The sequence below is a fragment of the Dyella sp. GSA-30 genome (assembly GCF_027924605.1).
In the GTDB taxonomy this organism is placed as follows: Bacteria; Pseudomonadota; Gammaproteobacteria; order Xanthomonadales; family Rhodanobacteraceae; genus GSA-30.
On record NZ_AP027042.1, the window covers coordinates 5,394,157 to 5,418,776 of the forward strand.

Below are 24,620 nucleotides of genomic sequence, written 5' to 3' on the forward strand. Positions count from 1 at the left end.
CTGACTCCTAAACAAAACCGTTTTCGAGAGGCTGCGCGAAGGACAGACCGGAAATGCCCTCCTTCGCGTCGAAACTGCTGGTAACCCGTTTGCCGATCAGGTCGCGCAGGGTCTCGGAGGTACCGCCACCCAGGGTTCCGTAGCGCGCGCCACGATACAGGCGCGATACGACGCTGTCGTCGGTGAAACCGAAGCCGCCGTGTATCTGTAGCGCCTCGCTGGTCACTTCAAGCGACATCTCGTTGCAGCGGATCTTGGCCGTCGCCGCAAGCAAGGCATCGGGAAAGGGATCGGCCGAGAGGCATGCGCGGTAAAGCAGACCGCGCGCGGCTTCGATCGCAATGAACATGTCAGCCAGCTTCCAGCGCATACCCTGGAAATCGCCGATCGATCGACCAAAGGCCCTGCGTGCGGCGGCATAGGACACCGCCTCGTCGAACGCGCCCTCGGCCAGGCCGAGCGAGATACTGGGATTGAGGCAGCGCTGTGTATTGAATGCCGACAGTAGCGACTTCAAGCCTGACTGGCGCACGACGAGCTGATCGAGCGGAATTTCGCAATCCGTGAACGTCACCTCGTGCAGGTTCTCGCCGCCGAGCGTATGAACCTTCGACGTGAGCATCAGACCGGGCGTCCCCTGCTCCACCAGAACACAACCGATACCTTCGAGCCCTGGCTGATCATCGACGCGTGTAAACACCACAAACAGCCCTGCCTCTTCGGCGCGGCTGATCAACGACTTGGTTCCGTTCAAGATGACCTTGTCGCCGCGAATCTGCGCGTTGGTGGTATAGCTCGCGACATCGGTGCCGGCGTGCGGTTCGGTCAGGCAGATCGACAGCACGCAATCGCCGGTACATACCGCCGGCAGATATGCCTGCTTGATGCGCTCGGGAGCGAACGCGGAAATCACGCGGGTCTGCGTACCCACCTCGCCTAGCACCGCCATGGCGGTGATGTAACAGCCCTTGGCGATTTCCTCCAGCACCAGTGCGGTGTCGAACACGCCCAGTTCGGAACCGCCGTACTGCTTGGCCACGGCCATGCCGAGCACGCCGATATCGGCCAGCTTGCGCATGTTCTCCCAGGGGAAGGAGCCATCGAGCAGTTCTTTTCCGCGCCCCTTGAACTCGCCCTGCACGAGCTCGCGCACCTGCGCAATGCGGTGGCGCTGCTCCTTGCTGAGCGATATGCCGAGCGGCGTGGCGGTGTGATGACGGGTGATGACGTTAGACATCGGAGCGAGTCACTCCCTCGACGAGGCTTTCGATACTGGTAAAGACGTGCGCACCGACACCGCGCAGCGCTGACGTCTTCGATTGAATGGTTCCGCGTCCGCCCTGAATCAGCGCACCGGCATGGCCCATCGTCACGCCCTCGGGCGCGGACGAACCAGCCAACAGGACAAACACGGGTTTGTTGAATGCCAGCCGCTCGATTTCCGCGGCCAGCTCTTCTTCTTCGGTGCCGCCGATTTCGCCCAGGACCAGCACGGCGCGCGTCTGCTCGTCCTGCTGAAAGAACGGCAGCAACTCGGCGAAGCGCATGCCCTTGACCGGATCGCCGCCGACGCCGACCCACGCCGACTGGCCGATGCCACTGCTAGCCAGGCGGAAGCAGGTTTCATAAGACAGCGTGCCGCTCTTGGACATCACGCCCAACGGTCCGGGCTTGAGCGATACATCGGGGATAAACCCCAGCTTCAACCGGTTCGGAATCGCCAGACCTGGCGTAGAAGGCCCGATCCAGAATGCGCCATGTTCCTTGACCATCGCGTAGGCGGCCATGGCATCGCGAACCGGCACACCTTCGGACGGCGACACGATCAACTTGATGCCCGCATTGAGCGCCTCGCTCACCGCACCGAGCACATCCATCGGTGGTACCAGGGTGACGCTTGCCGTGGCGCCGGTGGCAGCCACCGCTTCGCCGCAGCTACCGAACAGCGGCGTATCGGATACGTCGCGCCGGGCACTGGCGCCGGCGATGCCGCCGACGATATTCGTGCCATAGCGTTTCATCAGCTCGGTATGGCGGCTGCCCATGCGGCCGGTGGCGCCCTGCACCAGCACCTTGGCGCGAGGGTCGAGATGAAAACCGCTCATACCGCCCCTCCCGCCAGTTCGACGGCTTTCTGCAAGGCCTTGTCGAGATCGAACTCCACCGTGATCCGGCGCCCCGATTGCTCGATCAACTGCTTGGCCACCGGAAAGTTGTTGCCGATCAGCCGCGCGACCACAGGCACCTTGATCTCCGGCACGGCATCGAGCGCAGCAAGCAACAGCTGTGCGAATTCGCCGAGGTCGGTGATGCCCGCGAAGACATTGACCAGCACCACAGCGATGTCCGGGCCGCGCGTGAACTGCTGCAGCACCTCGATCAGTCGCGCCGGACTGCCACGCAACTGGCCGGTACGCACATCGCAGAAATTGAAAGGACGACGCCCTGCCTGCAGCATCTCATCGATCAACATCATGCTGAGCCCGGCGCCGGTGGTCAGCAGACCGACCTGGCCATGCGCATCGATACCGACATAGTCGAAATCGTGCTCGAGCTTGAAATTCGATTCGCGGTACGCGTCCGGGCGTGCACGGATCGCCTGTTCCAGTTCTGGCTGGCGCGGTAACGCACTCTCGTCGACACCGAGCTTCATATCGCCGGCCATCCAGCTGCCGTCGGCCAGGACGAATAACGGATTGACTTCGAGCAAGGTCGCATCGAGGCGCAGAAATGCGCGTGCGAGCTTTTCGACGGCATCGCCCAGCGGCTTGTGCAGATCGTTCGGCAGATCGCGCAGCAAGGTATGTGCAGCCGCTACGAGCGAAGCCTGATCCGGTGCCGCCACCGCGCTCAACATCGCATCGGCATGCTGCGCATGCGCCTCGACGTCCACACCACCCTGCGCCGAAAGCATCACGCGAATGCCGCGCTCGGCCGCGTCCACCATGAAACTCAGGTACACCTCGCGTACGAAGTCCACCTTTCGCTCGATGCGAAAACCGGCGACGCGGTGCCCCTTGATCGTTGCGTCGGCATGTTTGCGGATGAAGTCGGCAGCTTCGACCTTCGATGCGGCAAAGCCGATGCCCCCAGCCTTCCCACGCCCACCAACGCCTACCTGCGCCTTGACTACCCATGCCCCGTCGTCGAGCGCCAGGCTGTCGAGCGCCCCGCTATCGACAAATACACCTGGCGGAATCGGAATACCCAGGGGGTGCACCAGTTCTTTCGCGTCGTGCTCAAGTAAAAGCAAGTTCGGACCTATGCGTTCAGTACGTTGAACGGGAGGCAGTAACTACGGCGCTCCCATCGATGGCGATGGAAGGTAGTCAAAGTGCCGGCCATTGCACACGGACGATTTGACATCAGCACATGAGAAAAACTAATCGAAAGACCCTATGAGCACAGGTGCACGCATTGAAGCAAGAGTGAGTGCAACAGGGCCCTCTTGCGGCGCTATTAAGCGGTTTCTTGGAGTAAGTAGCGCAGGCCATGGTGCGCAGCGTCATGCGGGCCTTGCATAAGAACGCCGGCCGCCGCTGAAAAAAAATAGTTGATTGCAGCGCGATGCCGCTGGAGCGGCCTCAACGATGGGGCATCACTCGCATGTGCGGACATTGAGGTATTCGTCACGGCCAAACAGTTCAACTCAACCTATGACCGCACATATGCCAGACCGCCAGACCACTATCTATGTGAGACACCCGCCGGCGCGAGGCCGCGACTGGATCGTCTCGATAGCCTCGACGCCGGATCAACGCTTTTCCAACGACAAGGAAGCATTGCGCTATGCCGTGGAACGGGCACGGACGGATGCGATCAAGGGTTTTGCTACCGAGATACGTATCGAGAATGAGGATGGGAGCTGGCAGACTTTGACGCCGGATTCTTTTGGCGGGTAATCGCCTCAGTTTCTATTGTCATCCCGGCGCAGGCCGGGATGACAAATAGGTGGAGCTTTTTCAGCCTCAGTGCCGCCCCACCACCAACACAGTAAAGCTCCCCGGCACCATCGTAGGACGCTGTCCCGCCGGCTGATCCTTGCTCAACGTCGCGGCCGACAAATACAGCCGATGCTGCTGCGAATCCAATGCAAGTGTGCGCGCGCTCGGCTGCGTGGGCACGGTCGCCTTGACGCTGAAATGATCGCTGTCGTCTTCATGCACGGCGGTAATCGTGCCGCTTTCGCCATTGGAGCTGTAGACCGTCGCATCGCCGGCATCGAAGACCACGGCATCCGGCCCGGAGCCGATCGGCACGGTGGTGACCAGATGCCCGGTGACGCTATCGGTCACAGCCATCTTCTCGTTATCGCAGACCGAGAACAGGCGATGATGCGCGACATCGATCGCCAAACCACTCGGCGATTCGCAGGGTGCCAGCGACCAGGTCTGCAGCACTTTGTGGCTGCCAGCATCGATCTGCACGAGTTCGGACTTGTCTTCGATGTTGACGAAGATATGGCCGTCCGCATCGGTGACCGCGAACTCCGGCTTGCCGGGCAAGGCCACGGTATCGATCACACGTTTGCTCGCCGGATCGATCACGCTCGCGTTATGGCTTTTGCCGTTGAATGTCCAGACGCGATGCGAGCCGGGCTCGTAAATGATCGCATCGGGCTTTTCGCCCGTGCCGTCGATCGTCGCGACGGTCTTGAGGGAGTCCAGGTCGAACACGGTTACCGATGCGGTAAGACCGTCGCTGACAAAGCCCTGCTTCAGATCTTGCGCGATGGCGATGCCATGTACGCCGGAGGTGTTGTCGATGCTGCCGACCTGGCGCATCTGTTTGGTATCGATCACCAGCACGCGATCACCGCGGCTGACAAACAAATGCTGCCGCTGGGCATCGAAGCTCAGGTAATCCCAGCCACCCGTACCACCCAAGGGCAAACGCTGAATCACACCCAATGCATTCGCTGGCGTTGCAGCGTCCGCCGCGCAAGGCAGCAAGCCTGCGCCAAGCATCCCAACCAGGAGAGCAACGCGATTCAAAGGAGACATGGGGCACCGTAAAAAGGAAGGTCCGCTCAGCATGAGGGTATGGACTTAGGGGCGGCTTAGCCCATCGCGATTGACTATGTAATAAGAATCACTATCATTTAGACCTAGTCTGTCCGTCAGCCGGTCCGGGCTGCGGTTTCTCGTACAAGGTCATCGTCATGCGTCAAACACTTTCCAGAAGCGCGCTTCTGGTCGCCATCTTGTTCGCGCTCGCCCACCCGGCGCACGCCGCCGAAGGTATGGCCGCCGATACGACACAGACCAAAGCCGCGCAAAAAACGGGCACGCAAGCCAAGGACAGCGTGGCCCTGGACGCGATCAATGTGGTCTATTCGACGACCAAGACCGTCACACCGACGGTGGAGATACCCCAATCGGTCAGCACGGTTACGCCCGATCGCATGCACACCTACGGCATACAGGGCCTGGATGAAGCGGTGCGCTACATGGCCGGCGCCGTGGGCGGCAGCTACGGCGCGGATCCGCGCAGCGACTGGATCCTGATTCGTGGCTATGACCCTGCCCGCTTTCTCGATGGTCTCGCCCTGGCCAATGGCGACTGGACCGGCGATTCGCGCATCGAGCCTTACGGCCTGGAACGTGTCGAGGTCAACAAGGGCCCGTCGTCAGCCATGTATGGGCAGCTGCCGCCCGGCGGCATGATCGACATGACCAGCAAGCGTCCGAGCCTGGAGGCACCGCACGAAATCGAAGCCACCCTGGGCAGCTTCGGTCAGAAGCAGCTCGCCGGCGATACCGGCGGCCAGCTCGACAGCGATGGTCATTGGCTTTACCGCGTGGTCGGCCTGGCGCGCAAAGGCGATTCGAATCTCAATCACTCGCAGGACGATCGCTATTACTTTGCGCCCAGTCTCACCTGGAAGCCTGACGACGACACGTCGCTGACGATCCTCGCGCGCTACCAGCGCAGCCTTTCCAATGGCGTGGGCGGCTTCTTGCCGTCGCAGGGTACGCTCTATCCCAATCCGAACGGCCGCATTCCGCGCGACGTGAATCCGGGCGAGCCAGGTTACGACCACTACCACAAGACCGATATGTCGATCGGTTACGAATTCACTCATCGCTTCGACGATGTCTGGTCGGTACGTCAGGACCTGCGCATACAGAACGCCAAGGTCGATCATCGCTCGATCGGCGCCCTTGGCCTGGAAGCCGACCTGCGTACGCTCGACCGCTACAACTTTCCGCTGATCGACCAGGCACATGTGTTCGCCGTCGACAACCAGGCCGAAGCACGCTTCAACACCGGCGACGTGCAGCACACCGTGCTGATGGGCGTGGATTATCTGCACAGCCGCAACGACTACCGTTCGGGCTTTGGCAGCGCGCCTTCGATCGACATTTTCGATCCGGTCTACGGCGCACCGTTGCCGGCCACGCCCTTTACCACGCACACGGATAACCTCCTCAAGCAACTGGGTGCGTACGTGCAGGACCAGATCACCCTGGGCAAGTGGGGCATCGTCGCCAGCGGCCGGCACGACTGGGTCACCAACGACGTCAAGGACGATATCGCCGGTAGCGCGCGCACGCAGAAAGACAACGCCTTCTCCGGCCGCCTGGGACTCAACTACACCACCGACATCGGCCTGGTGCCGTATCTGGCGTATTCGCATTCCTTCAAGACGACGGTAGGCACCACCTTCGCCGGCGAAGCATTCAAGCCGACCACCGGCGATCAGTACGAAGGTGGCGTGAAATACCAGACACCCGACGGCCGCTCGCTGATCACCGCGGCGGTCTACCAATTGACGCAGAAGAACGCGTTGACGGTCGACCCGAATCATCTGTTCTTCTCGCTGCAGCAAGGTCAGACGCGTACGCGCGGGGCGGAGCTGGAAGCGAATGTCGCCGTCACCGACAACTTCGCCATGACCGCCGCCTACGCGTACACCGACGCCAAGGTCACGCGGGCCAACGATGCCACCTTGGACAAGCAGGTCGCACTCGTACCCAAGCGACAGGCATCGATCTCGGCGGACTACTCGCTGCATGAAGGCGCACTCGCCGGTCTGGGCTTCGGCGGCGGCGTGCGATACATCGGCGAACACTATGGCGATGCGAACAACCTGTTCCGTACCGGCGGCTATGTGCTGTACGACGCCAACGCCCACTACGACGTTGAAAACTGGCGCTTCCAGGTAACGGCTGCCAATCTCTTCGACCGCACCTACATCACAGCTTGCAACAGTGCAGCATGGTGCTACTACGGCTATCCCCGCGAAGTCACCGTGTCAGCGCGTTATCGCTGGTAAGCCGTCACACCCGCCTCGCAAGGCTGGCGAAGGATTCGCCAGCCTTGAATGGAAATTTGAGGCCAACGACAGCTAATCGGCCTCCATCAACGCTCTCGTTCACAAAACACTTGCCGCCGATCTCCGTGCTCTAAGTCTTCTCTAAGCTGCGCTTCCTAGATTGGAAGCGGAGCAAAAGAGTGAACCGAAGGCATGAAGTTTCAACCCATCGACGGCAACGCGCTGGCGACACGATTCCGGCCACTCGCATGGTTTGCCGCGGCATTTCTCATCATCGAATCCGTTGTCCGGCTCGCCCTGGCCGTCAAAGCCGGAGCTAATGTCTCCAGCCTTGGAGTTTCGCTGGTCTACATCTTTGCCACCGGGTTCTTGTACGACATAGTGACGTTCGTTTATTTCGCGTGGCCCTTGTTGATCTACCTGTGGGTCGTGCCAACCCGCACAGGTCGCCATAAGGGATGGCATCGGTGGTTGCTCTATGTCGCGTCACTCCTCGTCTGCCTGCTATTGATAGCCGCAGGGCTGCATTTCATCTACGGCATACCGCACCGGTCGCTATGGCCTTTAACGGTATTGTTTTTCTATTTTCTACCACTGTGTGCTTTCAACTACGCATCAAAGACCGGACAACGACTGCTTTACATGCTTGCCGCACTGTTGCTTTTCACCATGTTGCTGATCGGCACGGCGGAATGGCTTTTTTGGGACGAGTTCGGCACCCGCTTCAACTTCATCGCCGTCGACTATCTTGTCTACACACACGCAGTGCTTGAAAACATTCGCGAGTCCTACCCGCTGGGTCGTTGGATGTCGCTGATACTCCTGGTCACCCTTACGGTAGTAGCACTCACCCGTCGCGGTCTTTACACGCTTGACGATCGCTCACATTTCGCCGGTCGCTCGCTTGTGGCCGCAGCCTGGTTAGTGCTTACCGTGCTGGGCACAGGCCTGGTCAACGCGCAAATGAAAGACCGCCATACCAATCCCTATGTCAACGCATTGGCAGGCAACGGCATCTATCAATTTTTCGCCGCGCTTCGAGCCAATCGACTCGACTATCCGGGCTTCTATGCCACGCTTCCCGATGACAAGGCATTTGCGATTGTCCACGACATGCTGCAAACACCGGACGCCACCTATTTGAGCGCCGACCCGAGCGATATCACCCGGGCCATTCGTGCTGACGGAGCGGAGCGGCATCTCAACGTCGTGCTGATCAGCGTCGAAAGCCTGTCCGGCGAGTACCTCGCACATTTTGGCAACAGAGACGGGCTTACGCCCCATATCGACGCGTTGGCTGACCAAGGTCTGTTCTTCACGCAGCTCTATGCCAACGGCACGCGCACAGTGCGAGGGCTTGAAGCCTTGTCGTTATCCGTCCCGCCCACGCCAGGCGATTCGCTGCTTCGCCAGCAGAACAATCGGGGCTTGTTTTCGCTCGCCAACATATTCAATGCACGCGGTTATCAATCGGACTTCGTCTATGGCGGCTACGGCTATTTCGACAACATGAACGATTTTTTCTCGCATAACGGCTACAACGCCATCGACCGCGACGCGGTACCCAAGGGCATGCCTATCCATAGCGAGAACGTCTGGGGTATCGCTGACGAGGACCTCTACACGCTTGCCATGGCGCGGATGGATGCCTCTAAGGCGCAGGGCAAGCCATTTTTTCTGCATATCATGACTACATCCAACCATCGCCCCTATACCTTTCCCGAGGGGAGGATCGATGGTGCACAAGGTGATCGACCCAGCGCCGTCAAGTACACCGACTGGGCGATCGGCGACTTTATTCGACGTATGCGCAAGAAGCCTTATTTTGATGACACGGTATTTGTCATCAGTGCCGATCACTGCGCCAATAGTGCCGGCAAGAGCGCGATACCCGTCAACATGTATCACATCCCACTGATCATCTACGCACCAAAGTATCTGCCACCCCAGCACATCGACCGCATGATGGCGCAGATCGACATCCCTCCCACGATCCTGGGACTGCTGCATTTCAGCTACCGCAGCCGCTTCTTTGGCTACGACATCATGAGGCTCGCGCCCGGCAAGGAGCGCGCCTTCCCCGCCACCTATCAAAAGCTAGGCTTTCTGCAAAGCAATAGCCTGACTATCCTGTCGCCGAAGCAGCGCATCGAGCAGGTATCGCCCAACTTTCAGACCGGAGACACCACGCCGCTGCCAAACGCAGATGCACTGGCCATCGACCAGGCGATTGCGTCCTATCAGGTAGCAGCGGAACTGTTTAAGAAAGGCCGAATGAAATGGCGGCGCGAAGATGACACGCCGGTCCAGCCGGAAGGGTCATTGGCCAGGCCTTAGCCCGGAATCGTCATTCAATCGAAATGGTGCACAAAACCTACCTGAAACCCACCAGGCAACATGCTGATGATCCAGGGCGACTGACGCTTGCTGGCCCAGATACCGATGCCCGCACCGATGGCGGCACCCACCAATACATCGCTCTGCCAGTGGCCGCGGGTCTTGACGCGTGCTACCGCATCGTAAGCAGGCAGCAACGCCAGTAAATACACTGCAGGATGGTCATGCCCGTACGTGACCATAAATGGCGTCACGGCAGCGGATATCGCCGCAACCTCTCCACTTGGGAAACTTTGTGCGCCAAGGCCTTTGAAAAAGCGATTTGGGTCGTTGGTCTGCGACGGTCGCTCCCGCTGGAACGTCCACTTGAGCACCTGGGTGCTGGCGGCGGTAAGTGCCATTGAATCAACCGAGCGCCAGAACGTGTCGCCGAGTTGATCGTTATCGCCCAACCAGATGGCACCTGCGCCGACAGTCAAAATCGAGCCGTACATCAAGACTTGCTGGTTGCTGCGCTTCCAGATGCCGCTGTTGTCGTAATGAACGGTGTGGTCAATACCAAAAGGCCCGCCACCCGCCAGCACCTGTGCAGGGAAAGCCATGGCAACAGCGAACGCAACAACGAGCAGGACGCGCATATCTGCACCCCGGCGAGAAACCCGACTGACCACTCATGGCAAGCTACGCCGAATAGCTGACAAACAACTTATAAACCCCTTAGCACGAGCTTAGTAATGATAGAGGCCAAGTACGCAGCAAGCGCTCGAACGACGATTGCTCCGCTGTCCGGCAGGCAGCCGCGTCAACCGATCTGGCAACCTTGCTCAACATGGTAGAGATCGGTTCTGCACCGTCGTGCGCTAAGGAAGACCTTCCACCAGCGCCTTCTTTCCCAGACCGAATGCGTAATACAGCACGGCCAGCACAACAAGCCACAATGGCCCAACGATCAACGCGACGCGCGTATCCGGAAAATAAGCCATTAACCCGGTAACCAGCACAAGAAATGCCAGTGCGAACCAGGATGCATAAGGGTAGAACGGCATGCGGAACTTCAGGCGATCGCGTTCGGCGTCACTCAGACGACGCCGAAATGTCATCTGCGTGATCAGCACGACGACCCAGGTCCAGATGGCGCTGAAGGTCGCGATCGAGGTGACCCAGACGAAAACCTTCGCCGGCACCAGGTAGTTCAACAGCACACCAAGCAACAGCGCCACGATGGACACCTGCACCGCCCTGTGTGGAATGCCTTCGCGTGATGTCACCGCAAACGCCCGCGGTGCCTGCCCTTGCTGGGCCAGGTTGTAGAGCATGCGGCCCGTGCTGTAGATACCGCCATTACAGGACGAAAGTGCTGCGGTGAGTACCACGAAGTTGATGATGCCTGCGGCGGATTTGATGCCCAGCCGCTCGAAGGTCATGACGAAGGGGCTGCCTTGTGTGCCCAGTTCGTTCCAGGGATAAAGCGACAGGATCACGAACAGCGCGCCAACGTAGAAGATCACGATGCGCCAGAACACGGAGTTGATCGCATCAGGAATCGATTTGTCGGGGTTATCCGCTTCGCCGGCCGTGAGGCCGATCATCTCCACGCCGAGATAGGCAAACATCACCATCTGCAGCGCCATCAGCACGCCTTGAGCACCGTTAGGCATGAAGCCGCCATGTGTCCACAGGTTGCTTATGCCGGTCGCAACGCCGTGATTGCCGAAGCCGAACACGATCATCGCGCCTCCGCCCACGATCATCAGCACGATCGTTACCACCTTGATCATGGCGAACCAGAATTCGAACTCGCCATACGCCTTGACCGCGGCCAGATTCACGGCGCCCATCGCCGCCAGTGCGGCCAGCGCCCAGATCCATTGAGGCACATCGGGAAACCAGACCCCCATGTAGACGCCGACGGCAGTGATTTCCGCCACGCAGGTCACCAGCCACATGAACCAGTAGTTCCAGCCAGTCAAATAGCCCGGCAAGGGGCCGAGGTAATCCTGGGCATAGCGACTGAAGGAGCCGGCTACCGGGTGGTGCACGGCCATCTCACCCAACGCGCGCATGATGAAAAAGATCGCCAGGCCGCCCAGCACATAAGAAACGAGGATCGCCGGTCCGGCCAGCTTGATGGCATTGGCCGAACCCAGGAACAGCCCCACGCCGATGGTGGATCCCAAGGCCATCAGGCGAATGTGGCGCTCTTTCAGGCCACGCTTCAACGCTTGTTCGTTCGTGTGCATACAGATCCCGGTACCCATGGCGTGAGGCGTCTGGCGATGAATGTCGAAGTGTGATCGACCCGCCGACCAGCAAGCATAGCGCTTGCCGTGGCGATGTTTGAACCATACCGGGGGGACGGCTTCAGGCCATGGGGCGGTTGGCTACCGAAAGGCGCCGTATGCGAGCTACCTTCGCCGCAGCGAAGAGAGTGTTCGAGGCGATCTCTTCGCTGTGGAGTTTCAGGCGATAGCCAATCCTATCGAACGATTCAGATATCGCCGCAATTCGCCTTTCTCGAACGCCGGCTCCGTGATGCCGCTACCGCGCAGGAATTCGTGGACATTGCTGCAATCCCACTCATACGTATTCTGGTAGAGCTCCACGGTGGACTGCCCGTCATACATGACATCCTTGAACAGACTCAGCAACGGATATAAAGGGGCCTGATAGTCCGGTTCCCACTGTGCCCGCCACTGCGCATAAGGAATTCGCCGGAAAGGAAAACCGAAATCGGTTTCTAGCTTGTCGAAGAAATCCTGCAGCGTAAGATTGTTCTCCCGCGAGTGAATCAGATTGAATTTCTTTCCGAGCGCGGCGGGATTGCGCGAAATATGCGCAATCGCGCGCACCATGTAATCCACGGTGGTCAGGCCTTCGCGCAGGTCACGCAACGCCGGCACGGTACCTTGCGTAAGGCAGGTCTTGACCAGCCGCGACCACCACTGGTACTCGGCGCAAACGCCCGTCTTGCTGTGGAATGTGGCATAGCCAAGCCGGAAGGTCATAAGCGGCAACCCCTTCTTTGCGGCCAGATCGGCAACCTTTTCCATCACCCACTTGCTGCGCACATAACCGATGTCGGTGATGACGGCCGGCAGGTTCTGGTCGATATCGTCGCTCTCCAGCATCACGCGCTTACCCGTGTGCAAGTGGCCCCAGCTATAGACGGAGATCGTCGACAGCAATGCCAGCGGTTTGAGTTTCCCCGCGGCCGCGAATTGAATGATCTCCCTAAGCCCCTGCACGTTGTCCCTCCTCATGTAGGAATAAGGCTGGATGAAATTCACGGCACTGGCCGAGTGATAGACCATGTCGACCGTGCTGCACAGGTACCGATAGTCCGATGAGGCGAGGCCGAATTCCGGCTGGGCCAGATCGGCGGCATAGACTCGAATGCGAAGCAGCTCCGCCGGCCTTAGCTGAATATCGTTCTTGCTCAACACCTCTTCCAGGCGCAATTGCGCATGCTCTTCGCTCTGCGCTCGAATGGGACAATGGATCGCCGCACGAGTGGTAGCGAGCAACTCCTGCAGAAGATGGATGCCGACAAATCCGGTAACGCCGGTGAGAAAGACGTGCTTGGGCGCGGCGATCTGGCCTGGTTGACTGGGCTGATCGAACACCACGCCCTCTGGCAGATAGACATCATCCTGCAAGGCACGAATCGGCTCCGCATCGACAGCAGGGGCCGAAGTTCCCGTTCTGCGTTGCAGCTCGGCGTGCAGCGCGCTGACACTGGGGTGTTCGTAGATGTCGCGTATATAAGCCTTGATGCCTAGCTTGTCCGAGATGTCCTTGATCAAGTGAGCCGCAAGCAGCGAATGACCGCCAATCTCGAAGAAACTGTCGTTTGGACCAAAATCGTCATGCCCGAGCAATTCGCTGAAGATGTCGGCGATGACCGCCTGCCCTCCTTCATAAGCCGCCTTCCTGGCACCCGATACGGGAGCAAGCTTCATCGCATGGCGTTGCAGCAAGGCCTGCTTGTCGGTTTTTCCGTTCGAGGTGAGAGGAAACTCATCGACCAGGAGGTAACTGGCGGGAAGCATGTAGTCGGGAAGGACGACCTTTACCCCTTCCTTGATGGCGGCAATCAATGCGTTGTCGTTGTCACCCGTGGATCTATCGACGATCAGGAACGCAACGATCTCTTTCCTGGAAGGATCACGTGGCGAGGTCGCTCCGACGGCGGCCTTCCTGACTTGCGGCAATAACGAAAGCTGAGCTTCGATCTCGCCAAGTTCGACACGGTTGCCGCGGATCTTTATCTGTTCGTCGCGCCGACCGAGGAACTGAATGCTGCCGTCGGGCAGGAAACGGGCAAGATCACCGCTGCGATAGAGACGCTTCCCATCGCGGACGATGAACTTGTCGTCCGTCAATGCGCTGTTGTTCAAATAGCCCCTGGCCAACCCCGGGCCTGCAATGAAGAGCTCGCCAGGATCGCCAGCCGGGACGTCGGACAGAACGTCATCGAGAATCAGGACCTCCGCGCCGGCAATCGGCAGGCCAATGGAGGACGGCATGCCCCGGCTGGAGCTGACCACGCGGTTGGCGGTGGCAAAGATGGTGGCCTCGGTGGGACCATAGTAGTCGACAAGCTGATAATCCACGCGATCGGTATCGATGGGATTGAGCTTCTCGCCACCGGTGAACAAGTAGCTCAGGGTCGTCTGTACCACGGAGGTAGCATTGACGACATCGCGCACCATCACCGTCGGTACGAATGCATGGGTAATGGCATGGCGCGCATAGAAATCCGCCAACAATTCGGCATCGATGCGCAAGGCGTCGTCCAGCAGATAGAGCGGCGCACCCGCGCACAAGGCTGACCATATCTCCCACTGAGATATGTCGAAGCCGATTTTCGCCATCAACGTGAGCCGGCTTTGCGACGAGACCGAAAACTCCCGGTTATGCCACGTAACCAGATTGACTAATGAGTGGTGTTCGATAACCACGCCTTTCGGCATTCCGGTGGTGCCCGACGTGAAAATCACGTAGGCCGCTTGTTCTGGCGCAAGCGCCTCGCGCAGGCGCTCGACCGGTTTGCCACTCGGCTCGCTGATGGCGCTGCACGCTTCGATGGCAACGCATTCGCACTGCCCTATCGCAGATGACCCCGCAGTAGATAACGCCAGGGAAGCACCCGTCTGTTCAACGATATAGTGCTGTCTTAGCGCAGGGTAGGTTTCGTCGATCGGCACGTAGGCGGCACCGGTCTTGACGATCCCGAGCAATCCAATGATGACCTCCGACGAGCGGCCGGCCAATAGCGGCACAAGATCGCCGGGCTTTACGCCTCTTTGGATCAGGAAATCTGCAACAGCATCGCTGCGCTTGTCGAGTTCTGCATAGGTCAATATGCGATGGCGATCGATAAGGGCGGGGGCATCAGGGTGCAGGTCGACTTGATGCCGAAAGTGATCGAGCACGGTATTTATCGAGGACATGACTGGCCCTCCGTGGGCACACGGATTCCGCGTTGATGGTTAATGAGAAGTTGCTTTTTAAAGCCTATTAAGGCTCTCGTATTACAACCAGGCGTGTTGTGAGCGACACATCAAAAATAAAGTCGGTCATTATTTCTATTGTGACTTGCACCACGATTGTCAGGCATTAATGTGAGAGCAACTCTCATCGCCGCCCATCATTACGCGCCCCTCTTTAGGCACGTCGCAAAAGCGAAAAGGGGGAAGGGATAATCCCTTCCCCCGAGGGCATGACTCGTGTATCTGAATTACGCCGCCAGGCAGCTGAGCGCTTTGGGCGTACTGATGCCAGTACCTGTAAGTTGGGCAAAACCCGGTTCGACGATCGCATGGTTTTGAGCATAGATCATGAAGCTGCGCAGTGCCGTCAGATCCGTCGAGTTGCCCTTCTGGTTAGCGATCAGGTAGGTCACCGCGACGATCGGGTAGCGGGTCGACGGCTGTATCGCATAGGTATTCGGATCGACGATACCCAGGCAGTTCGCCGTCGAGTTCGGCGTCTGCGTGCCCAGCATGACAGTGGGGCTCGCACTAACGATGACTCGGTCATATAGGACCGTGACCGGGAATGTGGCTGGAAAATCAGTCACCGGATCCTTGCCATCGATAGTCGCGTGACCCACCGGGTTGATGCCAATACCGGAATGATCGAGCGCGTCGCCGGTACCGGCGTAACCGATCGTACCGTCGGTTGCATTGACGGCGACGATGACGTTGGCATCGCCGTTGGCGCCTATCTTGGACGTAGCGGTATTCAGGGGAACCAGAGCGATCACCGAACCGGATGCGGGCGAAAAGAAATTCTGACTGGTCTGAAAGTGGCCGCCACCGATAATGCCGCAAACGGCAGTCAGGTAATTGGAGAAGTTGAACGTGCTGCCGCTATCGTCCGCACGATAGACAACCTTGATGGCCTTGGACATAAAGGCCGAGTTCAAGTCGTGCCAGTTGGTAATGGTGCCAGCAAAGATGCCGCAGACCTGTGCTTGAGTCAGGTTCAGCTGACTGGACAGGCTGGAGTTGTTATAGACGATGGCGATGGAGGCCGCGATCGCCGGGAACTGGACGGGCTCGCCGCGCGCCGTCCCCTTGTTGGCTATGAATGTCGCGTACTCCGCTGACCAGTACGGCACGCCCGAATCGATGAAATCCGGCTGCACCACGGCGGTCGTCGGGACACTGAACCCGGTGAGCAGCAACAAATTGTTATCGCAGATGCCGGTGGCGGTCAGAGACGGCGATCCGCTGGTGTCGCCGTTGATCACGCGCTTGCCATTGCCGCTGCCGGTTTGACAGTACTGCACATGATTGGACGCACCAGCCCACGCGCCGAATATTGAGCTGGCATCCACATCGGCCGGCAAGATCAGACGATTGGGGGCATTCCATCCAAAGTAGGCGCCGACAGGCAGCGTGGATCCGCCGCCATAGAGCGTGGTGCCCATGGCACTGGACATCATCGCGGCGCCGGCGAAGAACAGGGCTGCTCTCACCAACATCTTCGTGCGGGCATGGGACCTATTAATTCCGTAACTCATCGCGTATCCCCTTTTGAGAAATGCCCCCGGGATTAGGGGCTTGTTATTTGTGCAATCAATCAATGACGTTGTAGTTAAGTAAAAAAGGCGGCATATATTCCCCGCTCATTACAACGCAAGCCAAATATGAAAAGTGGCCAATCTTTCGAGTGCATGATCCTGGCTGGCCTCATGGCTCCTGCACATTCGGTGCCATTTGAAACTGGACTCAGCCAAAACCCATGGGCTGCTGCTCAAAGAACGCAGCAGAGACCGGAAGGCGACTTCTCGTGTCGTGCTCCAGACGCAGACCCATCCACCCCGGCAAGAGCGAGCGCCGACCTTCGCGGCACCCCACGCGCCGGGCACCTTGCCGGAGTCTTGGCCCCATAAGTTAAGGAGGCCCGGACGGCGCCAGGCCATGCTGCGGCGCAGCTTGTTGAGCCACCCCTCTTTAGTATTATCTTAAAATAAGACAATTGGCCGCGGGCAGCCGCAGCCGGTCTTACAGGATAGATGGACGGCTAGGTGCGCAGGGGGCGCCGACAGCCTGGATTGCGCATAGCCTCGGCCCGGCAGAAAAGGGACAACGAAGCATTGCGTGCATGTCTGACGGGTATTCCACATAGATTGGGGAGGGGTTGTCATGCAACATACGAAGTTGGCGATCGTTATTCGCCGAGCGCTGATGGTGACGGGAGTCGCCTGCTTGACCGGTTACAGCATGCAGGGACACGCGCAAACGAGTCCGACACCGCCGCCAGCCGGCACGCCATCTTCCTCCTCGCCCGATCAGGCCAGCACGGACGCGTCAGGCAAGACGAACGATAAGGACAAGAAGGTTACCGAGCTGAACGCGGTTTCCGTCACGGGTCAGCTGGCCGCGATCCGCAAAGCACAGGCGATCAAGCAGGACGCCGTCAACGTCGTCGACTCGATTTCGGCCGAAGAGACGGGCAAGTTCCCCGACCCCAACGTGGCTGACGCTTTGCAGCGCGTGCCCGGCGTGTCGGTCAATCGCAGTGGCGGCGAATCGAGCCAGATTGCGATCCGCGGCTTTGGTCCCGAATTTGTCGCCGTCACGGTCAACGATCGCCAGATGGCCACGGCATCCGGCTCGCGCGCCTTCAACTTCGATGTACTGCCTTCTGAAATCATCAGTGTCGCCCAGGTCAACAAGACCTCGTCGGCGGACATTCCCGAAGTCGACATCGGTGGCGTGGTCAATATTCAGACCGCGCGACCATTGGATTTCACCGGCATCCATGGCGCGTGGAGCGCGGCGGGCGTCAACAGCAACCTGACCGGCGACTGGCAGGGCAAGACCACGCCCAAGGCCTCGGGTGTCTTCGGCTGGACGAACTCGGACCACACCTTCGGCTGGATTGCCTCGGCGACGTATTACAAGCGCAAGGACACGCAGCTCAATACGCAGGCCAATTCCTGGTACACCAACCAGAACATTTCCCAGCTGTCGCCCGGCCCCGGCACTGCCGGCTACACCAACGTCGCAGTGCCCGAGACCCTGGCCAGCAACGTCGTCGACGAGACACGTACACGCAAGGGCTTCAGCGGCGCCATCGATTGGAAGCCGTTCGACCGATTGACCGTTCAATTCGATACCTTGTATTCGAGCTATAAGGTCGACCCGCTCGAGCACGAGTTCGGCGAGTACGGCAACACCGGCGATATCCAGTCGATCACGACCGATGCGAACAACACGGCGCTGAGCTGGGTGCGCAAGGGTTCGGGCCCTAACGTCATGGCGAACGACTATGTCATGTCGTACAACCCGAGCTACGAAAAGAGCACGCAAAATGGCTTGAACCTGGGCTTCGATATCGATGAATCGACCAAGCTCAGCCTCGATATCTCCAACTCCAAGGCATGGAACAAGCAAAGCCCCAACGGTTACTTTCTTGTCATCGGCGCGAAGAACTTCGGCACCAATCCGACCTGGACCAATGGCGGCAGCAATGAACCGCCAAGTTATTCCAACATCCTGTCGACGACGGATTTTGGCGACTTGAATGCGCACTGCTGCAATGCCGGCTCCGGTAGCAACGTCACCAATACAGTCAACCAGTACCAGCTCAAGCTGACCAAGAACTTCAAGGATGGCGTGCTTTCCGAGTTGGCATTCGGCGCGGGCGTCACCGACGATTCGGTCAAGTCGATCAACTGGAGCACGCCCAACAGCATCCTGTGTAACGCTTACTGCGGTTACAGCATCTCAGTCCCGCCCGATGCCGTGGGTGCCTATATCTACACGGCGCCCGACAAGGTCCATGGCGTTTCCTCGCCGGGCTTGCCGGCGCAGTGGATCCAGTACGATCCACGTGCCTATCTCAACTGGCTGACCACGCCTGCGGCGTACAACCAGTTGACCCCCGATAAGCGTGCGGCCCTGCTTGCCGGCCTGGCCTCCAACGGGGGCACCTTGAACGCGGCGCCCAACCCGGGCAGCTACAACAAGGTGTCGGAGAACGAGAAGACGTTCTTCGGCAAGGCGCTCTTCGAAGGCACGATGTGGGAAAAGCCCTGGGCCTTGGATGTGGGCGTGCGTTACCTCGACATCAACTCCACGTCCACGGCGATTGGCCAGCCGCCGATCAGCTACTACATCGATCCGAACGACACCAGCGATGGCCAGGTCGCCTATGGCCCGCTGGCGCCGCAGTCCGCCGATGGCGGCTATCACAAGTGGCTGCCGTCGCTGAACTTCAAGCTGAGCCTGCTTGATAACCTGATCTATCGTTTCTCGGCATCCAAGACACTGACCCCGCCGGAACTGAGCAACCTGTACTACAACCGCAGCTTCGGCACCCGCCCGAACTCGCTGACCATCTCGCAAGGCAATCCGCAGCTGCAGCCGTATACCTCGCGGAACTTCGATATGGGTCTGGAGTGGTACATCGACGACGCGAGCTATATCGCGCTGGAGGGCTTCTACAAGAAGGTCAGCAACTTCAGCACGCTGGTCAGCACGCCGGTGGAATTCCTGACCAACCAAGCCAACGGACAGCCGCTGATCTGGACGCTGACTCAGCCGATCAACCTGAACTCGTCGAAGATCTATGGCGAAGAGTTCACCTTCAACTACCAGTTCACGCACATCCTGCCCGATCCGTTCGATGGCTTGGGCTTCCTGGCCAACTACACGCACGTGTCCAGCAGCACCAACCTGAATCCGGGCACGATCGCGGCGTCAGGCAAGTTCGCAGTGCCCGGCATCGGTAACTCGGCCAACGCGAGCCTGTACTACGAGAAGGGCCCGGTGCAGGTGCGTCTTGCATACAACTGGCGCGGCGCGTATCTGAACAGCATTTCGTACGGTGCCGGTGCACAGCCGGACACACGAAAGGCCTATGGCCAGCTTGACCTGAGCGCGAGCTACGACATCAACAAGCACGTGACAGTGTTCATGTCCGGCACCAACCTGACCCATCAGCACCTGTACGACTACTCCGTCTATCCGAACCGGTTCCTCTATGCCGAAGCGGACGGCACGGTGTACACGGTCGGTGTTCGCGGCACCTTCTAATTTGCTCGACGGAACGAGCGCTGCTTGACTGACTTCGGCCCCGCGGATGATCCCGGGGCCGAAGTCAGTACCGCCCCTGGCGGATATCAAGCTTTCTCCTGGGTCAACGAGGTATGCCAGTGAGTTCATTGAGGAACGTCTTAACCGGTGCGCTGCTCGGCGCGTTGTTCTCCGGCAGCCTGTGTGCGGCACCAACGCCTTCCAATCATGGCCTTGCCATCGAGCAGGGCCAGTTCATGCTCGACGGCAAGCCGTTCCGGATCATCTCCGGCGAAATGCATTACGCACGCGTACCACGTGAGTATTGGCGCGCGCGTCTGAAGATGGCCAAGGCGATGGGGCTCAATACCATCACGACCTATGTGTTCTGGAACGCGCACGAAGCGACACCGGGCCACTACGATTTCAGCGGGCAAAACGATGTAGCCGAATTCATTCGCGAGGCGCAGCAGGAAGGCCTGTATGTGATTCTTCGCCCGGGTCCCTACGTGTGTTCCGAATGGGAGTTCGGCGGGTTTCCTGCCTGGCTCCTGAAGGATCCGGGTACCCAGGTGCGCAGCACCGATCCGAAATTCATGGAGCCTGCACAGCGCTGGCTGCACCGGCTGGGCCAGGAACTGGCGCCACTGCAACTGACGCATGGCGGCAACATCATCGCCGTGCAGGTAGAGAACGAGTACGGCAGCTTCGGTAAGGACAATAGCCCTTACCTGCAGCAGATTCGTCGCGATATTGTCGACAGCGGCTTCGACAAGTCACTGCTGTTTACCTCCGATAGCGCCGAGCAGCCGGGCTCGCTGCCGGGCTTGCTCGAGGTGATCAACTTCGGCGTCGGTCATGCGCAAGAAAAGTTCGCCAAGCTGCATACGTGGCAGTCCACCGGGCCCTATATGGCTGGTGAGTACTGGGTCGGCTGGTTCGATCATTGGGGCGCGCCGCATCACGTCGCCGATGCCAAGAAAGTCGCCGGCGAGCTGACCTGGATATTGCAGCAAGGATATTCGGTCAATTTCTACATGTTCCATGGTGGCACCTCGTTCGGCTGGATGAACGGTGCCAACTGGGACGACGATAGCTACCAGCCTGACGTTACGAGTTACGACTACGACAGCCCGCTGGATGAAAGCGGACGGCCCACGCCGAAGTACGATGCCGCGCGCCAGGTGATCGCCGAGGAAACCGGCGCCACCCTGCCCCCGGTACCGGCCACACCGCCCACCCAGGCGATCGATGGCATCAAACTGGATGAGGCCGTGTCACTGTGGGATGTCTTGCCGACACCCACCGCATCGCACGAACTCAAGACCATGGAAGCCCTGGACCAGGCGTACGGCGATATTCTCTATCGCAAGCGCATGGCCACCGATGCCTCAGGCGAACTGCGAGTCGATGGTCTGCACGACTATGCCCAGGTCTACGTCAACGGCAAACGCGCCGGCACGCTCGACCGCCGGCTTAAGCAGGATCGCCTGACACTCAAGCTCGCCAAGGGCGACATGCTCGATCTGCTGGTGCAGAACGATGGGCGCATCAACTTCGGCGAGAAGCTGCTCGCCGAGCGCAAGGGCATCCTTGGGTCCGTGACTCTGCAAGGAAAGGCATTGCAGGACTGGCAGATCTATTCATTGCCATTCAAAGACAGTAGCGCGTTGCACTACACCCGCGGCCCCTGCCGGCATGCGCCGTGTTTCTATCGCGGCACATTCAACGCCCCGGTTTCCGGAAGCGCTGCCGCAGATACCTTCCTGGACACCGCCGGCCTAGGCAAGGGCTTTGTCTGGCTCAACGGGCACCCGCTAGGCCGCACCTGGAGCATTGGTCCGCAACGCACCTTGTACGTGCCCGGTGTCTGGCTGAAGCCCAGCGGGAATCAGCTGGTGGTGCTGGATCTGCTGGTGGAAGGCCAGCCGACGCTCACCACGCTCAAGCAACCCATGCTCGGCACGCCTACCGTGCCGATGCCATGACGCATGATCCGATTTCGTTCAAACAGTCACGGGGAACATCGATGAAAGATTCCATTCCGAGCTTGTTGCGTGCGGCAGTTTCATTCGCATTCGTTGCTGCCACTGCGGTGACTGCCATGCCAGCACACGCGGACGCGGGCACGCCTGCATTGCCTCAGATGGGTTTCAACAACTGGAATTCCACCCACTGTCGCGACGAGTTCGACGAGGCGATGATTCGCGGCGTCGCTGATAAGTTCATCAGCCTCGGTTTGCGCGATGCGGGCTATCAGTACGTCAATATCGACGACTGTTGGGCGAACTGGCAGCGCGACAAGGACGGGCACCTGCAGCCCAATCCCAAGCGTTTCCCCAGCGGCATCAAGGCGCTTGCCGCCTATATCCATCAGCACGGACTGAAGTTCGGCCTGTATTCCAGTGCCGGCGTTTCCACGTGCGAGCCGTTGAAGGAAAACCGCGGCTTTCCCGGCGGCCTTGACCACGAGAAGGACGACGCGGCGACCTTCGCCTCCTGGGACGTGGACTACCTCAAGTACGACAACTGCAACAACCAGAAAGTCGATGCCCATAAACGCTATACCGCCATGGCGGAGGCGCTGCGCGGAAGCGGCCGGCAGATTTTCTTCAGCATGTGCGAATGGGGTGAGAACAAGCCCTGGCTGTGGGCCGGCAAGCCGCCGGTCGATGCCGGCTCGTGGCGTACCACCGGAGATATCAGCGACAGCTACGCCTCGATGTTGAAAAACTTCAAGGAAAACGTGGTGCTGGACCGCTACGCAAGCCTTGGCCATTGGAACGACCCGGACATGCTCGAAGTGGGCAATGGCGGCATGACTGACGTCGAGTATCGTAGTCATTTCAGCCTGTGGTCGATCATGGCGGCACCGCTGCTGATCGGTACGGATTTGCGCACGATCAAGCCCGATGCGTTGCAGATCCTGCTCAACAAGGATGTCATTGCAGTAGACCAGGATCCTCTCGGCATCCAGGGTCATCAAGTGCGCGATACCGGCGGCATCCATGTCATCGTCAAGCCGCTCAAGGATGGCAGCCGTGCTGTCGTCGTGTTCAATGAAACCGATACGGCACATGGCGTCACCGTTGCAGCCAGCGAGCTGGGCCTGAAAGCCGGCCAGAGCTACAACGTACGGGATCTGTGGGCACACACCCAGACAAAGGGTGATGGCTCGATCAAGACGGATCTGGCGCCGCATGCGACCGTGATGTATCGCATCGGGCAATAAAGACGTCGAGGGATCTTATAGCCGCGGCTCGGTAAAGTCGCGGCTTTCCACGATTGAAGGGAACCTCGAAAAACTCCCTCCTACTCGTCATTCCGGCGCAGGCCGGAACCCAGTGGCTTTGCGATCGGTTGTCGCGAGAGCCTGCAAGAGGCAGCTCCATCGCGAAAACTAAAAACCGATACCACTGGGTTCCGGCCTACGCCGGAATGACGATAGGAAAAACTGAGGTTTGTTGAAGTTTCCGAGGTTCTGCGAAGTCGCTCCTACAAACTAGCCGAGCATTGCTGGTTTGCGGGAGCGACTTACGTTGCACCTGCCGCGGAAGCGGCCTTGGCTGCGCGTTCCGTCTGCTGCTTCTTGATATTGCTGCGCGAGTCGGAAACCATCTTGATCATCGCCTGACGAGCCACTTCCGGTTGGCGGCGGCGGATCGCCTCATACACCTTGAAATGCTGTGGCAACGCGTTCTTGAAATTGGCCGAGTTACGCGCCGACAGCACAAAATAGGTACCCAGTGCCGTCTCGATCACCGAGAACAGCGACGTAAGCAACTCGTTATTCGTCGCGTGCAACACCGCTTCATGAAAGGCCAGATCGGCGGTGGTCCAGGCATCGAGATCCTCGGCGGCGGCCATGGCCTGGTAAGCGTTTGCGATGGCCTCCAATTGTTCGTCGCTGCGTCGCCGCGCGGCATTGACCGCGGCAGCCGGCTCGATGATCTCGCGCATCTCCACCAGTTTGTCGACGAAGCTTTCGGTAGGCATCGAGGCACAACGCCAGGCCAGCACATCCGAGTCGAGCTGGTTCCAGTACGTCTCTTCGCGTACACGCGTGCCCGTCTTCTGGCGCGATTCGATCAGTCCTTTCGCTGAAAGCACCTTCATCGCCTCACGTAACGCGGTGCGGCTGACACTCATGCGTTCGGCCAGGATTTCCTCACGAGGCAGGCTTTTACCCGGCTCCAGTTCACCGCTGACGATTAACCGCCCCAGCTCCTGGATCACCTGATGATGCAAACTGCGTACAGTTCCGAGTTTCACCATTCGCTGTGTTTCCTTTCGGGTGCGTTCCCCATGGCGGGATAGCCTCGAGGCGAGGTACGTGGCGGAATCAAGTCAGCTGGCTCTGTTCCAAAATAAGAACCGTTATCAATGACATTGCGCTGCCCTTCGACTCACCGGGCGCCGCGTGTGCCGTTTCACCAGCGGCCATGCAGCTATTTGTCATACAAATATTCGTA

At 59.2% G+C, this 24,620-nt stretch carries 15 protein-coding genes; 6 read left to right on the top strand and 9 right to left on the bottom strand.

Going from position 1 to position 24,620, the window contains the following annotated elements; translation table 11 throughout:
* Window positions 1-7: 7 nt before the first annotated feature.
* From QMG46_RS23195 to QMG46_RS23205, 3 genes are read right to left on the bottom strand one after another with little or no spacing between them, the layout of a single operon-like run.
* Complete coding sequence (locus tag QMG46_RS23195) at window positions 8-1,237, bottom strand: acyl-CoA dehydrogenase family protein (protein ID WP_281850270.1); 1,230 nt, start codon at window positions 1,235-1,237, stop codon at window positions 8-10.
* Window positions 1,230-2,105 (bottom strand): succinate--CoA ligase subunit alpha, encoded by an 876-nt coding sequence (locus QMG46_RS23200; RefSeq protein ID WP_281850271.1) that lies wholly within the window; start codon window positions 2,103-2,105, stop codon window positions 1,230-1,232. The genes QMG46_RS23195 and QMG46_RS23200 overlap by 8 nt, the downstream gene beginning before the upstream one ends.
* Window positions 2,102-3,253, bottom strand: a complete 1,152-nt coding sequence (locus QMG46_RS23205; RefSeq protein WP_281850272.1) for an ATP-grasp domain-containing protein — start codon at window positions 3,251-3,253, stop codon at window positions 2,102-2,104. Before QMG46_RS23205 ends, QMG46_RS23200 begins: the two co-directional genes overlap by 4 nt.
* Window positions 3,254-3,656: 403 nt before the next feature.
* Between QMG46_RS23205 and QMG46_RS23210 the strand changes: the two genes are divergently transcribed.
* The gene (locus QMG46_RS23210) at window positions 3,657-3,902 is read left to right on the top strand and encodes a DUF2188 domain-containing protein (RefSeq protein WP_281850273.1); all 246 of its coding nucleotides are present in this window, start codon (window positions 3,657-3,659) and stop codon (window positions 3,900-3,902) included.
* 66 nt (window positions 3,903-3,968) lie between these two features.
* Here QMG46_RS23210 and QMG46_RS23215 read toward each other — a convergent pair whose 3' ends face one another.
* Window positions 3,969-5,003: a YncE family protein gene (locus tag QMG46_RS23215; protein WP_281850274.1), complete on the bottom strand. Its 1,035-nt coding sequence runs from the start codon at window positions 5,001-5,003 to the stop codon at window positions 3,969-3,971.
* Between the two features lie 158 nt (window positions 5,004-5,161).
* Here QMG46_RS23215 and QMG46_RS23220 point away from each other — a divergent pair, with 158 nt between their 5' ends.
* Both QMG46_RS23220 and QMG46_RS23225 read left to right on the top strand, forming a co-directional pair.
* Window positions 5,162-7,279 (top strand): TonB-dependent siderophore receptor, encoded by a 2,118-nt coding sequence (locus tag QMG46_RS23220; protein ID WP_281850275.1) that lies wholly within the window; start codon window positions 5,162-5,164, stop codon window positions 7,277-7,279.
* Between the two features lie 192 nt (window positions 7,280-7,471).
* Window positions 7,472-9,616, top strand: a complete 2,145-nt coding sequence (locus QMG46_RS23225) for an LTA synthase family protein (protein WP_281850276.1) — start codon at window positions 7,472-7,474, stop codon at window positions 9,614-9,616.
* A gap of 14 nt (window positions 9,617-9,630) precedes the next feature.
* Here QMG46_RS23225 and QMG46_RS23230 read toward each other — a convergent pair whose 3' ends face one another.
* The 4 genes from QMG46_RS23230 to QMG46_RS23245 all read right to left on the bottom strand — a co-directional run bounded on the left by QMG46_RS23230 (window position 9,631) and on the right by QMG46_RS23245 (window position 16,601).
* Window positions 9,631-10,254, bottom strand: a complete 624-nt coding sequence (locus tag QMG46_RS23230) for a phosphatase PAP2 family protein (protein ID WP_281850277.1) — start codon at window positions 10,252-10,254, stop codon at window positions 9,631-9,633.
* Window positions 10,255-10,476: 222 nt separating this feature from the next.
* Window positions 10,477-11,856, bottom strand: a complete 1,380-nt coding sequence (locus tag QMG46_RS23235; RefSeq protein ID WP_281850278.1) for an amino acid permease — start codon at window positions 11,854-11,856, stop codon at window positions 10,477-10,479.
* A gap of 219 nt (window positions 11,857-12,075) precedes the next feature.
* A complete protein-coding gene (locus tag QMG46_RS23240) occupies window positions 12,076-15,069 on the bottom strand; it encodes a non-ribosomal peptide synthetase (protein ID WP_281850279.1) in 2,994 nt (997 codons plus the stop codon).
* Window positions 15,070-15,356: 287 nt separating this feature from the next.
* On the bottom strand, window positions 15,357-16,601 hold the full coding sequence (locus QMG46_RS23245; RefSeq protein WP_281850280.1) for a PstS family phosphate ABC transporter substrate-binding protein: 1,245 nt from the start codon (window positions 16,599-16,601) through the stop codon (window positions 15,357-15,359).
* A 670-nt stretch (window positions 16,602-17,271) separates the two neighbouring features.
* On the opposite strand from QMG46_RS23245, the gene QMG46_RS23250 reads away from it, so the two are divergent.
* From QMG46_RS23250 to QMG46_RS23260, 3 genes are all read left to right on the top strand, one after another.
* Complete coding sequence (locus tag QMG46_RS23250; protein WP_281850281.1) at window positions 17,272-20,169, top strand: TonB-dependent receptor; 2,898 nt, start codon at window positions 17,272-17,274, stop codon at window positions 20,167-20,169.
* A gap of 128 nt (window positions 20,170-20,297) precedes the next feature.
* Window positions 20,298-22,136, top strand: coding sequence for a glycoside hydrolase family 35 protein (locus QMG46_RS23255; RefSeq protein WP_281850282.1), 1,839 nt, complete (start codon window positions 20,298-20,300; stop codon window positions 22,134-22,136).
* A gap of 41 nt (window positions 22,137-22,177) precedes the next feature.
* The gene (locus QMG46_RS23260) at window positions 22,178-23,380 is read left to right on the top strand and encodes a glycoside hydrolase family 27 protein (protein WP_281850283.1); all 1,203 of its coding nucleotides are present in this window, start codon (window positions 22,178-22,180) and stop codon (window positions 23,378-23,380) included.
* Between the two features lie 302 nt (window positions 23,381-23,682).
* Here QMG46_RS23260 and QMG46_RS23265 read toward each other — a convergent pair whose 3' ends face one another.
* The gene (locus tag QMG46_RS23265) at window positions 23,683-24,423 is read right to left on the bottom strand and encodes a FadR/GntR family transcriptional regulator (RefSeq protein ID WP_281850284.1); all 741 of its coding nucleotides are present in this window, start codon (window positions 24,421-24,423) and stop codon (window positions 23,683-23,685) included.
* Window positions 24,424-24,620: the final 197 nt, after the last annotated feature.